The organism is Neobacillus vireti (assembly GCF_036962345.1).
GTDB classification, from domain to species: Bacteria; Bacillota; Bacilli; order Bacillales; family Cytobacillaceae; genus Neobacillus; species Neobacillus vireti_A.
Genome location: NZ_JBALNB010000009.1, coordinates 108,640 through 124,775, shown reverse-complemented (window position 1 = coordinate 124,775; position 16,136 = coordinate 108,640). Strand labels below are relative to the sequence as shown.

General features: G+C 36.4%; 13 protein-coding genes. 11 read left to right on the top strand and 2 right to left on the bottom strand.

Features of this window, described 5'->3' with window-relative positions:
- Positions 1 to 70 precede the first annotated feature (70 nt).
- The 11 genes from V7108_RS11315 to aspA all read left to right on the top strand — a co-directional run bounded on the left by V7108_RS11315 (position 71) and on the right by aspA (position 14,185).
- Positions 71 to 1,150, top strand: coding sequence for a DNA adenine methylase (locus V7108_RS11315; protein ID WP_335568286.1), 1,080 nt, complete (start codon positions 71 to 73; stop codon positions 1,148 to 1,150).
- Between the two features lie 60 nt (positions 1,151 to 1,210).
- Entirely contained in the window at positions 1,211 to 2,065 is an 855-nt protein-coding gene (locus tag V7108_RS11310; RefSeq protein ID WP_420489186.1) for a DNA adenine methylase, read from the top strand.
- Between the two features lie 83 nt (positions 2,066 to 2,148).
- A complete protein-coding gene (locus V7108_RS11305) occupies positions 2,149 to 4,029 on the top strand; it encodes an AlwI family type II restriction endonuclease (RefSeq protein WP_335568284.1) in 1,881 nt (626 codons plus the stop codon).
- A 255-nt stretch (positions 4,030 to 4,284) separates the two neighbouring features.
- Positions 4,285 to 6,240 carry an LTA synthase family protein gene (locus V7108_RS11300; protein ID WP_335568283.1) on the top strand — a complete coding sequence of 652 codons (1,956 nt, stop codon included), beginning with the start codon at positions 4,285 to 4,287 and terminating at the stop codon, positions 6,238 to 6,240.
- A gap of 143 nt (positions 6,241 to 6,383) precedes the next feature.
- On the top strand, positions 6,384 to 8,171 hold the full coding sequence (pepF, locus tag V7108_RS11295) for an oligoendopeptidase F (protein ID WP_335568282.1): 1,788 nt from the start codon (positions 6,384 to 6,386) through the stop codon (positions 8,169 to 8,171).
- A 123-nt stretch (positions 8,172 to 8,294) separates the two neighbouring features.
- The gene (locus V7108_RS11290) at positions 8,295 to 8,978 is read left to right on the top strand and encodes a TVP38/TMEM64 family protein (RefSeq protein WP_335568281.1); all 684 of its coding nucleotides are present in this window, start codon (positions 8,295 to 8,297) and stop codon (positions 8,976 to 8,978) included.
- A gap of 93 nt (positions 8,979 to 9,071) precedes the next feature.
- Positions 9,072 to 9,806: a 5-oxoprolinase subunit PxpB gene (gene pxpB / locus V7108_RS11285; protein WP_335568280.1), complete on the top strand. Its 735-nt coding sequence runs from the start codon at positions 9,072 to 9,074 to the stop codon at positions 9,804 to 9,806.
- A gap of 4 nt (positions 9,807 to 9,810) precedes the next feature.
- Positions 9,811 to 10,578, top strand: coding sequence for a 5-oxoprolinase subunit PxpA (locus V7108_RS11280; protein ID WP_335568279.1), 768 nt, complete (start codon positions 9,811 to 9,813; stop codon positions 10,576 to 10,578).
- Positions 10,575 to 11,519, top strand: coding sequence for a biotin-dependent carboxyltransferase family protein (locus tag V7108_RS11275; RefSeq protein ID WP_335568278.1), 945 nt, complete (start codon positions 10,575 to 10,577; stop codon positions 11,517 to 11,519). Before V7108_RS11280 ends, V7108_RS11275 begins: the two co-directional genes overlap by 4 nt.
- 154 nt (positions 11,520 to 11,673) lie before the next feature.
- Entirely contained in the window at positions 11,674 to 12,564 is an 891-nt protein-coding gene (locus V7108_RS11270; protein WP_335519631.1) for a YitT family protein, read from the top strand.
- A 196-nt stretch (positions 12,565 to 12,760) separates the two neighbouring features.
- Positions 12,761 to 14,185, top strand: a complete 1,425-nt coding sequence (gene aspA, locus V7108_RS11265) for an aspartate ammonia-lyase (RefSeq protein ID WP_335520043.1) — start codon at positions 12,761 to 12,763, stop codon at positions 14,183 to 14,185.
- 84 nt (positions 14,186 to 14,269) lie between these two features.
- On the opposite strand, the gene V7108_RS11260 is transcribed toward aspA, so the two are convergent.
- Both V7108_RS11260 and asnA read right to left on the bottom strand, forming a co-directional pair.
- On the bottom strand, positions 14,270 to 14,623 hold the full coding sequence (locus V7108_RS11260; protein ID WP_335520041.1) for a hypothetical protein: 354 nt from the start codon (positions 14,621 to 14,623) through the stop codon (positions 14,270 to 14,272).
- A gap of 75 nt (positions 14,624 to 14,698) precedes the next feature.
- Entirely contained in the window at positions 14,699 to 15,688 is a 990-nt protein-coding gene (asnA, locus tag V7108_RS11255; RefSeq protein WP_335520046.1) for an aspartate--ammonia ligase, read from the bottom strand.
- Between the last annotated feature and the right edge of the window lie 448 nt (positions 15,689 to 16,136).

The following is a 16,136-nucleotide window of genomic DNA, read 5'->3' as shown; positions in this document are numbered from 1 at the left end:
AAAAGTCATGATAGAATAGATAGGGATTAGAAAATGACGGTGGTCTGAATCACAACACGAGGAGATCGACATGATATTAAATGATAAGACACAAAATAATCATACCAAAAATGATGAGATAAAGGAATTTGCCATCCAAAGCCGAAGATATTTAGGTGCTAAAACCAAACTGCTCCCATTAATCGAAGATGTGATCAATGACTCTATTAAAGAATGGCATTCTTTCACAGATTTATTTGGAGGGACTGGTGTTGTTGGGAATCGTTTTAATCAACCAGGCAAAGAATTAATCATAAATGATTTGCTTTACTCAAATATTCACAGTTACAACACTTTTTTCTCTCCAGAACCTTTTGAAAGAGATAAAATCATAAATCTATTGCATTCTTATAATGAAAGAAAGGTTCACGACGATAATTACTTTTCAAACAATTATGGGGATAAATATTTCACTTTAGAGAATGCTCGTAAGATTGGGTATGTACGAGAAAATATGGAAGAATTACAACAAAAAGGATACCTGAGTAACCGAGAATTCTCGATTCTATTTACTTCACTTTTGTATGCTCTAGATAAGGCTGCAAATACGGTGGGACATTATGAAGCGTATCGTAAGAAACTTGACATGTACAATCCAGTTCGATTTCTCATGCCGGCTATAGCTGACAATGAAACGAATAGATTAAATAAAATCTATCAATGTGACGCCAATGAATTAGTGAGAGAAATTAAGACTGACATCCTGTATATTGATACACCCTATAACTCCAGACAGTATGTGGATTCCTATCATCTATTGGAGAACCTTGCGATGTGGGACAAGCCGGAACTTGAAGGTGTTGCGAAGAAAATGAGCTCAGAAGTCCGTCAATATGGGAAGAGTAAATATTGTTTGAAGACAGCACCAGAAGCATTTGACGATCTTGTTCAACATGCCCGCGCTAAATTAATTGTGGTTTCTTACAGTAATATGGCAGAGAAAGGCGATGGCCGTTCAAATGCAAAGATATCCGATGTGGAAATGATCTCGTCTTTAGAAAAACGCGGTAAAACGATTAGCTATGAACAAGATTATAAGCATTTTACTACAGGTCTGAAAGATATTGAAAATTACCAAGAACGGCTCTTTGTGTGTCATGTTGGGAAATAAGGTGAGAATATGACTTTCATTAAATCGCCATTAAATTATACCGGAGGAAAACATAAACTGTTGCCGCAGCTAACAAATCTGTTCCCTGCAAATATCCAAATTTTTGTGGATTTGTTCACGGGAGGAGCAAATGTAGCCGTAAATATTGATTCGCAAAAAACATATGCTTTTGACATAAATGAACGCCTGATCTCTCTTTTTAACTATTTAAAGGCTCATTCCTATGATCAAGTAGCTTCGGTTATTGAAGCCATTGTCGAATATTATGGGTTAAGTGACACAATGAGAAATGGGTATGAGTATTATCAAGCAAATAGTGCGGATGGCGTTGGTCCATTTAATAAAGAAAAATACATCCTAATGAGGAATGACTATAATCGGCTGGAAAAGAAATTTCCTTTAGATTTATTATTTTTTACACTAATTATCTTTGGCTTTAATAACCAAATTCGTTTTAATAAGTCGGGAGGATATAACATTCCCGTTGGAAAAAGGGATTTTAATAATAACGTAAGGGAAAATCTTTTTCAGTTTATGCAGGCTTTACAAATCAGAAATATTGAATTTCAACACAAGGATTTCCAAGAAATCGATTTAGAACTGTTGGGACCTGGTGATTTCCTTTATGCTGATCCACCCTATTTAATTACTACGGCTACGTATAATGAACAGAATGGCTGGACGGAAGAACATGAAATAAATTTGCTAGAGCTGTTAGATACATTAAATAAACGCAAAGTTAAATTTGCATTATCAAATGTATTAGAAAAAAGCGAGAAGAAAAATACAATCTTAGAAAAATGGGCTGCTAACTATCATATCCATGACCTGAAAATGAATTATAGTAATTCGAATTATCAAAAGAAAAAGGAGACAGTCATATTAGAGCGAGAAGTGCTAATCACGAATTATTGATTAGCACTTCTTTTTACATCTTTTCGAATAAAATGAAAAAGATATAAGTAAATAGAATTGTGCCGTAAAAGGGGGAGAAATGAATGGCTAGGGAAAGTGTCTGGAGTATTAATACCACATTGCGGTCCCCTGACCGCCTGCAAGGCTATATCGAAATTGTCCGAATTATGCAAGGGAGGACCAGGAACGAGGAGTTCGAAAAAGATTTCTTTTTTGAAACCATTCGAAGAGGGTTATATCAGCCTACCAGTAAGGATCCTACATGGAAAAAGCGGGTAAACAACTTTTTACCAAATGAAGATAATAGTTATATTCTAACAGAAGATGAAGTAATTGAATTAATGTCTACAGTAGTATACAAGAATAAATCCTATCAAGATGATCAATTTAAAATATATGCCTTTCGTGGAAGAACTGCTTTTTCGCCGTTGACCAACTTTGGGTTTGTAAGAAACAGAGACAAGGATGGGAAGGTGGCTTTAACTCCACTTGGTGAGGCATTTTCAAAAGGAATTAATACTGAAAATATGTTTTTAAGGATGTTCCTAAAGTGGCAGCTTGATAACCCAACCGAAAAAAATGGATTCAATATTAAACCTTTTGTAGCTACAGTTAAAGTTATAGCAGGGGTTAACAAAAGAGCTGAGGAGTTAGGGCTGCGCCAAGTGGGAATTTCTTTTGATGAAATGAAAATGTTTATCCCTACTTTAGTAAATGCGAAAAACATTGATCAGACCATTGAAAATATTATTGAATATCGATTAAAAGTAAAAAGTATGGGCGGGTTGAATCAGGAAGAATTTAAGCAACAATTCTTTACAGACTTTACTGAAAAGTTATTCAACACCAAGAGTGAAGAAAGCCTCAAAACGAAAAAATCCAATCTTCGTGATTATGCCGATTCCACAATCAGGTATTTTCGTGAAACTGGAATCCTTTATTTACGCGGCGGGGGCAGGTATATTGATCTATCACCCAGCAGAACAAGAGAGGCAAATTTCATTGCCGAGGAATTCTCAGCAGAAGCAGAATCCTTTAAAGACGTGGATGCTTATATTGATTACTTAAGTGACACAAAAACCCCGGAACTTCCATGGGAAACGTATAGTCAATTAGAGAGTGAATACAAAAATTTATTTTCAACGTATGATAGCTTACAGTGTGCCATTTCCAAAATCAAACCAAAGGCTGTCACGAAAGTTGCCTATATAGAAAAGTTTTCAGATATTAATATGTTAGCTGATGAAGTTCAGTCATTACGTCAACACATTCGACAATCAACAAGAACATTAACAATGTTCAAGGAAGACCAATTCACTAAATTAAAGGATATTTCGCTGGCAATCGAGGAGATGAGCGGAAGAACGCAAAGTTATCGGAAGTTCCCTGAAGTACAAAAGCCATCCGTTCGCTTGGAATGGCTATTTGCTGAAAGCCTCGTTGCGATAGGATCGGCAAATCTGATTAAACCTAATTATAATGTTGGTGATGATGGACTCCCTCTGTGGACAGCTAGGGGGAATGTAGAAGATTTATTTGCTGATTATCCTGACTTCCAACTTGTTGGAGAAGTTACGATGATGCAAGGTCGAGATCAATGGATTAACGAAGGACAACCTGTTATGCGGCATGTGGCAGACAGAGCAAATCAAGCAGCGAAGCAAACCTACGGATTATTTTTGGCCCCATCTTTACATAGGGATACAATCAATACATTTTTCGGTAACGTAAAATATCCAATTTTTGAGGGTCAAACCTTAGCGATAATACCATTAACATTAAAGAATTATGCGAGGATGATCCATAAAATTTACTTGATACGAGATAATGGTGCCCCTTTTACTCATCATGACCTATCAAAATTGTTATCGGATTTACATAAAATAGCAACTGAAAAAATTGATAATTCCACACAATGGGTAGCAGCTATTGACCAATATATAGAAAGTTTCTGTAATCAATGATAAATAATCGTACAATGACATGTGAGATCCACATGTCGTTTTGTTTTAGAAGAGAGCAAAGTTGACATTTTGGAAAAAATCCGTATAATACTATTCTTGTGTTACATTGTTTTTATTTTTATCGAGTGTTCATGGATTGTTCATACATTGTTCATACTTAACTGTTATGATAAATAATAGATTAATGGATTTAAAAACTAATTTAAAATTAACGTAAACTAAAAACTACTTATTTTTTTAAGGCAGGTGCAGAAAATGAATAACTTAACTCAAAAGAGTCAGGGTATTTTTAATAAATATATTGGCTTTTTCTTTTTGGCTGTATTCTTCCTTTGGATGAAAACATATATCGCTCAATTAACGCAATTTGATTTAGGTATTGAGAATACGCTGCAAAAAATACTATTATTTATTAACCCATTAGGGTCGTCATTACTTTTTTTAGGATTGGCTTCATTATTTAAAGGACGCAAGAAATATATTGCTTTAATAGTGATTGATTTCTTTTTAACCTTCCTTTTATTTGCCAATGTCGTGTATTACAGATTCTTTAATGACTTTATTACATTACCGACATTAACTCAGACACAAAATTTTGGTGATGTAAGCGGCAGTGTGTTAACTCTTTTAAGACCATTTGATTTCCTATTTTTTGTGGACATCGTTCTGTTAATTGCCTTACTTGCTTTTCGGGTTGTTAAGATCGAGTTTCAAGATATGAACCGCCGTAAAGTAGCTGCTTTATTTTCATTATCCTTAGCGATTTCATGTGGTAATTTAGGACTAGCTGAAACCGATCGTCCTCAATTGTTAACAAGAGGATTTGACCGTAATTATATTGTGAAATATTTAGGGATGTACAACTACACCATTTATGACGCAGTAAAAAGTACAAAAGCATCAGCGCAAAGAGTTATGGCAGATAGTGATGATATGACTGAAGTCATTAACTATACGAAAGCTAACTATGCCGAGCCAAATCCAGCTTACTTTGGTGCAGCAAAAGGTATGAATGTAATTTATTTACACCTTGAATCCATGCAAAACTTCCTAATTGATTACAAACTGCATGGAGAAGAAGTAACGCCGTTTTTAAATTCCTTAACAAAGGATCAAAACACACTTTACTTTGATAACTTCTTCCATCAAACAGCGCAAGGTAAAACGGCGGATGCTGAATTTATTCTTGAAAATTCATTATATGGATTACCGCAGGGTTCTGCTTTTACAACAAAAGGACTAAATACGTATCAAGCAGCACCAGCAATTTTAGGCCAGCAAGGTTATTCATCAGCTGTATTCCACGGGAATTCAGGCAGTTTCTGGAATCGTGATGAAATCTATAAATCATTTGGATATAATCACTTTTTTGATGAAAGCTATTATAATATGAATCCAGAAGAACTTGCGGAATACGGTTTAATGGATAAGCCGTTTTTTGAGGAATCAATTCCAATGCTGGAAACATTACCGCAGCCTTTTTATACAAAGTTTATCACTGTTTCCAATCATTATCCTTATCCGCTTGCTGAAGGAGAAGCGACGATTGCACCACATACGACGGGGGATAAGTCAGTTGATACTTACTTCCAAACAGCACGTTATGCGGACGAAGCATTAAAACAATTCTTTGATTACCTTAAAGAATCAGGTTTATATGATAACTCTGTCATTGTCATGTATGGTGACCATTATGGTATTTCAGAAAATCACAATAAAGCTATGGAAAAAGTTCTAGGAAAAGAAATTACAAATTTTGATAGTGCTGGTTTACAGAGAGTACCATTCTTCATCCGTGTTCCTGGCATTGAGGGTGGAGTCAACCATGAATACGGAGGACAAATTGATATCCTTCCAACTGTCCTACACTTATTAGGGATTGAAACAAAAGATTATGTTCAGTTCGGTACCGACCTATTATCTGAACAGCATGATGATCTTATTCCTTTCCGTGATGGCAGCTTTATGAGTCCGACGATTTCAGCTGTAGATGGTAAATTCTACGACTCTACAACAGGACTAGAAATTGATCAGAATAGGATGGAAGAGGCAATAAATCTTCAGGGCATAGTAGAAAATAAATTAATGCTCTCTGATAAAGTGGTTAATGGAGACTTATTACGCTTTTACACACCTGAAAACTTTACTCCTATTGACCGAACACAATACAACTATAATTTATCTCCAATTAGTGGAGAATCTAAAGAATAGGCAATAAATTAAAGGCTGTTTAGGCAAATTCCTAAGCAGCCTTTTTCTATTTTTATGTTGTAATCTTGTGCTATAGTTAAGGTCTAGAACCTAAAAATTAGGAATAATTTCTAATTATGATTATTTTTTAAGGAGGGGTAACAATGACTGCCTATACTTCCAGAAACGAAGTGCCACAAAATGAAAAATGGAACCTTGAAGACATATATTCTAATGTTAGCAAATGGGAGAGCGATCTTCAGCTTGTTGAGGATATGGCAGGAAAGTTGAAGGAATTTGATGGTGCAATCCACGATGGGAAAAGTCTTTATCGCTATTTAAAACAAAGAGAGGAATTATCTTATAAATTCAATCATGTCTACGCCTATGCCATGCTAAGGGTTGATGAGGATACGAGAGATGCAAGTTCTCAATCACTATTAGACCGTGCTAAGGGACTTAGTGTGAAGGTAAGTGCCTCAACATCTTTTTTTATGCCTTATTTATTGGGATTAGATAAAGAAACATTAAACAGCTATATTGCTGAAGAGGCAGGCCTGAAGTACTTTGAGGAGGATTTATTTGAATCATTCCGGTACAAAGCCCATGTACTTACAAAAGACCAGGAAGAAGTGTTATCCCAATTAGGGGAAGCATTTTCTGCACCCAGCACAACCTTTGGTATGATGAATAATGCAGATATTAAGTTTGGTGAAGTCACAACTGCCAATGGTGAAAAGGTTCCATTGACAAGAGGGATGTACGCAAAATTAGTCGAGGATGAAGACCGCGAAAAACGCAGGGAGGCCTATAAAGCCTATTATAAGCCATATGTTGAATGGAAGAATTCGATTGCAAGCACCCTTTCCGCAGCGATCAAGAATAATGTTACCTTAGCTAAAATTCGCAAATATCCTTCTGCATTGGAGAAAGCTCTATTTGGTGACATGGTACCAAAAGAAGTTTATGAAAACCTAATCACTACAACAAAGGAAAATATCTCAGCACTTCACAATTACTCTGAAATCCGCAAGAAAAAGCTTCAGGTAGATGAACTAAGGCAATACGATATGTCTGTTCCTTTGGTGCAGGGAGTGAAACAGGTTATTCCTTATGAGGAAGCGTATGAAACCATGATAAAAGCTCTAGCACCTCTAGGAGAGGAATATACAGCCATTCTAAAGGAGTTTAAAGACGCAAGATACATTGATGTCCGGGAGACACCTGGCAAGCGCTCAGGGGCCTATAATTTGGGCATATACGGGGTACATCCATTTATTTTATTAAATCATCAAGATGATTTAGATAGTTTATTTACCCTCGCCCATGAGTGTGGCCATGGAGTTCACAGCAAATTAAGCTCACAGCATCAACCGCAGATTACGGCAAGGTATAGTATTTTTGTGGCTGAAGTAGCTTCGACTGTTAACGAAGTGCTGTTAATTAACTACTTGCTTAATCATGAAAAAAATCCAGATGTGCGCAAACATTTATTAAATCATTTTATTGACCAATTTAAGGGGACATTTTTCACCCAAGTGATGTTTGCAGAATTTGAGAAAATCATCCATGAGCTGGCAGAGAAGGGTATACCATTAAACGTGGAGATATTCAACCAAACCTACGAATCTTTGTTTAGGGAATATAACGGAGAAGTAGTGGTGTTTGATGACGAAGTAAAGTTTGGCTGGTCTAGAATTCCACATTTTTATCGTCCATTTTATGTTTATAAATATGCAACAGGTTTTGCCTCCGCTATTCATCTGGCAGCGAAAATTCTTGAAGGTGACAAGGAAACACTCCAAACATACCTCCAATTTTTAAAAAGTGGCAGCTGTGATTACCCATTGGAGTTGTTAAAGAAGACGGGTGTAGATTTGACCACACCATTACCAATTGAAAATGCTATGAAAAAGTTTGGAGAGCTGGTTGAGGAGTTCTCAAGATTATAATGATTCAAGGATGTCACAAAATCTATCTTGTGGCATCTTTTTTTTAATCCCAGATTATTTTTGCATGGTATGATTGGGATAGGAATATAATTACTCTCATGAGATTACCTTAAAAGAAAATAGGTGATTACCATTTGGAAAAAATTAATTTCTCTCATCGCAATCATCGTGGTCATTTTTTTAGTTGTTCAAAACTCCGAAGTATTTCAACTGCTTAGAAATGGGGATATAGATTCAATTATTCTCTCATTGAAGGATACCACATTCTCAAAATTCTTCTTTACATTTATCATCATGTTGATTCAAAATTCATTTACAATCATTCCTCTTATTATTATTATAACTGTAAATTTTGCATTATTTGGTTTTGTAAATGGACTTATTTGGAGTTGGTTCACAAGTATTATGGCTGCTGGTATTTGGTTTTTTGGAAGCCGATATCTCTTTAATGATTGGGTTCAGAAGAAGGCAAATCCTGAAATTTTAAAGAAGATGGAGCAAAATGGGTTACTTTTTGTGTTCCAAGCAAGAATTATTCCATTCGTTCCTACAAGTTTAATCAATATTCTTAGTGGATTAAGTTCAATTACATTTAAACATTTTATTATGGGTACGATGTTTGGAAATCTAATCTTTTTCTTTGTGTTATCACTTATACCTGCAGGATTAATGGAAGGGAATATGGAGAAAAATATTCTCTTCGGTATAGCGATCATCCTGGTAGGCTTAGTATTTTTCTACCGAGTTAAGAAAAAACGGAAGAGAATGAAACAAGTAGATGAGTCGAATAGACAGTTTGAAAATTAGAGGCTCTGGTCTATGTAGATCAGAGTATTTTTTAATTGCATTATAGCGATGTATTAAATAAAGTAAATATAGAACAAGTTTGGTAGGAAAAGGGTGAGGGATATAAGTGTTGAAATCAATCCATTAGGGGATTCTGCGATCACGATTACTTTTGGCGATGAGATTCATGAACATATACATCAACAAATCAATCAATTTTTACATATTTTTAGAAAGTCAAAAATCGCTGGGATTATTGAATTTGTTCCAGCCTATACATCTGTAGCCATTTTTTATAATCCTATGCTGATACCATATAGCCAATTAGAGCAAAAGGTATTTTCCATTTATCAATCTGCTATGGAAACTCCTAAAATAGAAGCAATTGTCTATAGAATTCCTGTGTATTATGGTGGAGAAACAGGACCAGATTTACCATTTATTGCGGAGTATAGTCATTCTACTGAACAAGAAGTAATAGACTTACATGCAAACAGAGAATATTTAATCCATATGATAGGATTTGTTCCAGGTTTTCCATACCTTGGCGGACTTCCGCAAAAACTTGCAGCTCCTCGTTTAGAAAAGCCGCGTACTAAAATTGCAGCGGGATCGGTTGGAATCGGCGGTCAACAAACAGGGATTTATCCTGCAGAGGTCCCTTCAGGCTGGAGAATTATTGGCATTACACCATTGCTGCTATTTAATATTAATAATAAAAAACCATCTTTATTATCCTCAGGAAATTATGTTTCCTTTTTACCTATTGAATACGAAGAGTACCTTTCAATAAAAGAACAATTAGCCGCTAATAAGTATGAAGTGGTTACATACAAAAAGGGAGGGTAAATGCATGAAATGTGTTGACCTTAATTCGGATATCGGAGAGAGTTACGGGCTATATAAAATAGGGAATGATAAGGAAGTCATAAAGCATATTTCATCTGCCAATATTGCTTGTGGTTATCATGCCGGGGACCATAATGTCATGGTCGAAACAGTGAAAATGGCGAACACAAATAACGTCTACATTGGTGCACACCCAGGACTACCAGATTTATTAGGTTTTGGCCGGAGGGAAATGAACATCTCTCCAAAGGAAATCTATCATCTTACTCTCTATCAAATCGGTGCCTTAGCTGCGATCACTCAAGCACACGGAACACAGTTGGTGCATGTTAAACCACATGGTGCACTTTATAATATGGCAGCAAGAAGTCGTTCAATCGCAGGTGCTATTGCCCAGGCAGTAACCGATTACAATCCAAGTTTGATCCTTTTTGGTTTATCGGGAAGTGAACTAATCCAAGCAGGAAAAGAAAAGGGTTTACTGACAGCTTCTGAAGTTTTTGCTGACCGAACCTATCAGTCAGATGGAACGTTAACTTCTAGAACCGATCCTAACGCGATGATTCATGATGTGAAATTTGCGGTAAAGAGAATTATTCGGATGGTACAAGAAGGGAAGGTAACTGCAACAGATGGAACGGATATTGATATAACAGCAGATACAGTCTGTGTTCATGGCGATGAACCTGCCGCATTGGAATTCATAATGGAATTAAAGTCGGCTTTGACAAAAGAAAATATAGTGATCGGTAAGAGCTGGTCTAAAAAATGAAGACTCCCATCTTTAGAGTTATTAAACCAGGAATGCAAACAACCGTTCAGGATCTGGGCAGAAATGGATTCCGTGAATTCGGGGTCAGTCTGTCAGGGGCTATGGATTCCTATTCTTTACAGATGGGAAATTTATTAGTTGGAAACGAATTGTGTGAAGCAGGGCTTGAAGCACCGATAATCGGACCAGCACTGTTGGCATTAACGGACGTATCGATAGCGATTTGCGGAGGCAATCTTACACCCATGATTGATGAGAGTGAGATTCCGCTTTGGAAAAGTATGGTAATTAAAAAGGGTCAGACTCTCTCGTTTGGACAGATCAAAGAAGGATCTAGGTCTTATATTTGCATAGCTGGAGGAATCAATGTTCCATCCGTCCTTAACAGTAAATCTACTTATTTGACAGGAAAATTTGGCGGTTATAAAGGCAGAGCACTAAAAGTGGGAGATATTTTGTTTGGGAATCCAGTAATTAGAAGGAACAGATACCTGGACAATCATTTAATACCTGTATACCAGAAGCACATATCAGTTAGAGTTGTATTAGGACCCTATAAAGATAAATTTACTTCTTTTGGCATCAAGACATTTCTGAATGAGCCTTATATCCTATCCCCACAATCAAATCGAATGGGGTGCGTGCTAATGGGCCCGAAAGTTCAACATTGTGGTGGTGCTGATATCATTTCTGACCCAATCCCATTAGGCGGTATTCAAATACCTGCCAGTGGACAGCCGATTATCCTAATGGCTGAACACCAAACAACCGGGGGTTATACTAGAATAGGTACGGTGATTTCAACAGATATACCGTTTCTTGCTCAAGCACTTCCTGGGTCAGAAATAAGATTCAGTGAAACCTCCCTATTATCTGCTCAAAAAGAGCTAATAGAAAATAGGCGGAGGATAAATTGTTTACATATGGTATCTAGATACTAAAAAATATGAACTTAAGTTCATGTTTCAATAGATTATATGGTATAATGCTAATGTTAATAATATTTATTATGCTGGTAATAATAACGTAATCTGAAAATCCTTATCGTACACATTTTAGTCCTTTTTTAATAAACTTTTAATAAGGTGTGGTTTTGTGACAGAGTTAGTAAATGAACATGTAAAGGTACAGCATAGGAAACTGCCTCTAAGTAAAATAATCATTCGGGCAATTTTCATAACACTAGGGGCTATTCTAATGGCTACCGGTCTGGAAATATTTTTAGTTCCTAATAAAGTAATTGACGGAGGCGTAACGGGTATATCCATTATGCTATCACACTTAACGGGGCTTGAACTTGGTATATTCCTATTTATTTTAAACCTGCCATTTGTTTATTTGGGATATAAACAAATGGGAAAAACGTTTGCTATTTCAACGGTATATGGAATTATTGTTTTATCGGTTTTTACTACACTTTTTCATCCTATACCAGCATTTACAGATGATATCCTTCTAGCAACTATTTTTGGCGGGATGATCTTGGGCATTGGAGTTGGAGTTGTTATTCGGAATGGCGGCGCTTTAGATGGAACAGAAATCCTTTCGCTGGTAATCACCAAAAAGGTACCATTTTCGGTTGGTCAAATTATTATGTTTATCAATATCTTTATTTTAGGTGCAGCTGGGTTTGTTTTTAGCTGGGATCGGGCAATGTACTCCTTATTGGCTTATGTGATTGCTGCTAAAGCTATTGATACGGTAGTAGATGGCTTTGAGGAATCAAAATCTGTTTGGATTATTAGTGATCTTGCAGAAGAAATAGGCAATGCAGTAAATGCGCGCTTAGGCCGCGGTGTTACCTATCTTAATGGAGAAGGTGCTTATACGGGTGAAGATAAGAAGGTTATTTTTAGCGTTATCACTCGACTAGAAGAATCGAAACTGACCACCATTGTTGAGGAAATAGATCCTAATGCCTTCTTGGCGATCGCGGATATATCCGAAGTTCGAGGCGGACGCTTCAAGAAAAGAGATATCCATTAATTCATATCATAATAAATCTCATGGAATAAAATCCTTGAGATTTTTTTAAGTTGAAGGGTTTAAAGATTTCAGGATTTTAATATTCCAATACAGTAAAAAGCTTGTAGACATGTTATGATTTAGAAGAACAACAATTCTATATTTTATGCTATAACATTAGGTGGAGAAATAAAAGACATCAGAAAAGGGGATTCATATGGTGACGAATAAGAAAAGAATCGAAAAGGATTTCCTAGGGGAGAAAGAAATACCGTTTGATTCATATTACGGTATTCAAACGATGAGAGCAGTGGAGAACTTTCCGATAACTGGATATAGAATTCATGATTCTCTTATTAAAGCGCTTGCAATGGTGAAAAAAGCGGCTGCCATTGCAAATATGAATACAACAAGATTGTATAAAGACTTAGCAAATGTCATTATCAAAGCAGCAGATGAGATAATTGATGGTAAGTGGGATGATCAATTTATCGTGGATCCGATTCAAGGTGGTGCAGGAACCTCCATGAACATGAATATGAATGAAGTGATTGCCAACCGTGGACTTGAACTGCTGGGCAAGGCAAAAGGCGATTACTTCCATTTAAGTCCAAACACACATGTGAATATGTCGCAATCCACGAATGATGTTTTCCCAACTGCTATCCATATTGCCACATTAACACTTTTAGAAAAATTATTAATAACCATGGACGATATGCAGAGGGTATTCAAACAAAAAGCTGTTCAGTTTGAGAAGGTAATCAAGATGGGACGCACCCATCTCCAAGATGCAGTTCCTATTCGTTTGGGACAAGAGTTTGAGGCATACTCCCGGGTCCTTACCCGTGATATAAATCGTATTAAACATACTCGGGGGCACTTATTGGAAGTTAATATGGGAGCTACAGCTGTAGGAACAGGTTTAAACGCTGATCCAAAATATATTAAAGATGTAGTAAAACAGCTCTCTGAAATTACTGGCTTTCCACTTGTTAATGCAGAGCACCTAGTGGATGCCACTCAAAATACGGATGCATACACAGAGGTATCGGCTACGTTGAAAGTTTGTATGATGAATATGTCGAAAATAGCAAATGATCTTCGATTAATGGCATCGGGACCTCGCGCTGGCCTGGGAGAAATTAGACTCCCTGCTCGTCAGCCAGGTTCATCCATTATGCCTGGTAAGGTAAATCCAGTTATGCCAGAGCTAATTAATCAAATTGCCTTTCAAGTAATTGGTAACGACCATACCATTTGTCTTGCATCTGAAGCTGGACAGCTAGAATTAAATGTAATGGAACCAGTTTTAGTCTTTAACCTCCTTCAATCCATTAGTATCATGAACAATGGCTTCCGTGTCTTTACGGACCATTGCTTAGCAGGTATTGAAGCGAATGAAGAGCGCTTAAAGGAATATGTCGATAAAAGTGTGGGAATCATTACCGCAGTCAATCCTCACCTCGGCTACGAAGTGGCAGCAAGGATTGCCAGGGAAGCAACTATCACGGGAAAATCTGTTAGGGAATTATGTTTACAATATGATGTATTAACAGAAGAGGAATTAGATATTATTTTGAATGTCTATGAAATGACTGAGCCCGGAATTGCAGGAGAAGAACTACTGGATAGGAATTAATGTTGATTAAATTTAAATCGTATAAAAAGCACAGAAAGAGGGTACCAGTCAAACTGGAACCCTCTTTCTGTGTTATTAACCATATTATTTTTCTTTCTTTTTCTCGTCGTCCTTTTTATCGCTCTTTTTATCATTTAATCCCCGATATATTTGCGTATACATGCTGCCTTCTTTTATGTTTTCTAGGAAAAAAGGACCGATTAACTCTATATATTCTTCATCGTCAAATAGCCGTTTATTTTCTAATTCCATTTCTCCCAAACCATCGTAAGTGGTAAGCAGTGCAAAGGTATGGTCTTCCCCAGAAATAGGAGTAAGGATCTCAACGTGATGGTTATAATTTTCATTTCGAAACTTTTTAATCTCTCTTAAATTGTCTATAGCTTCTTTAAATTTATCTTGCTTAATGATAAACGTCTGATAAACAAAAACAGACATGATAGCACCCCCAGAGATTTTACAGCATACATAGCATTATTAATCTCCGCAAAGGGTGTAATTTATTCTTAAAACTTACAGGAGGGTAATGTTCGCTTTGTTACAGTCCTCGATGATTTGATCATTCCAGACAGAAACCTGAACTTCACCAATATGGACTTTTTTAAGGAAAAACATACAAATTCTTGATTGGCCAATTCCTCCGCCGATTGTATATGGAAGCTCACGATTAACAACTGCTTGGTGATATTCTAAGGATAATCTATCCTCAAGCTGAGCGATTGCCAATTGTTGCTTTAGTGCCTCTTCATCTACCCGAATTCCCATTGAGGAAACCTCGATCGATTGCTCCAATGGAGGATAATAGAAAATAATATCACCATTTAATGTCCAATCATCATAATCTGGTGAACGTCCATCATGCTTTTCACCAGAGAGCAAGGTACCCCCAATTTGCATAATGAATACAGCTCCATATTCCTTGGCAATGGCATCTTCTCTTTGTTTTGGTGAAAGTTCTGGATACAGTGTCTCAAGCTCTTGCGTCGTAATGAAATGAATTTTCTCAGGCAAAATTGGCTCCAGAACAGGATAAAGTTCGTATAAATAGGATTCTGTGTTTTTAAAAACCTGAAAGATTTTTTCCACTTCTGCTTTTAATGTTTCCAAGTTCCGCAATTCTTTTGAAATGATTTTTTCCCAATCCCATTGATCGACATAAATGGAATGCAGATGATCCAAAACTTCATCTCTTCGAATAGCATTCATGTCCGTATAAAGTCCAGCACCGAGATCAAAACCGTACCTTGCTAATGCCATCCTTTTCCATTTTGCTAATGATTGAACGATTTCAATATTTGAATTTTTAATATCCAAAGCCTCAAAGGAAACCATTCTTTCTATACCATTTAAGTCATCATTTAAACCTTTTCCTGATTTTAAAAGAATTGGAGCAGAAACGCGTGTTAAATTTAACGACTTTGCTAGTGAATTTTCGAAAAAGTCTTTCGTTTGTTTTATAGCCACTTCCGTTTGGAGTAGTTCTAATTTTGAAGTGTAGTTCATTGTTGTAGAAAGTGAATGTGACATAAAAAAACCTCCGTAAAAATAATTTAAGTATTGTTCATGTTTATTTATACAATCAATCGTATCTCAGTCGAATATTCTGAAATTATAACAAAACTATACTGTCCTTACCACAATTTTTGTTCCAAACTAAAAAAAATCCCTTCACTGATGAAGGAATTTTTTTATTATTTCAGTTGCTCCCAAGCGGAAAAGGCTCCGCTGCCTTGACAACCAGGACATTCAACAGAGTTATAAAAAGCAAATTCATTGTACGGATACACGGTAAAGCCTCTCCCGTAGCAATCGGGACATTTATCCTGTGTTTTCATGTGCGAGACATGACTTTGATATCTAGTTTCTCGCCATTGGTTAAAGGAGTTAATTAATCCCATGTTTATCACCTCGCCATATTTTTACTTATTATGCCGAAAAAATGGAATATTTA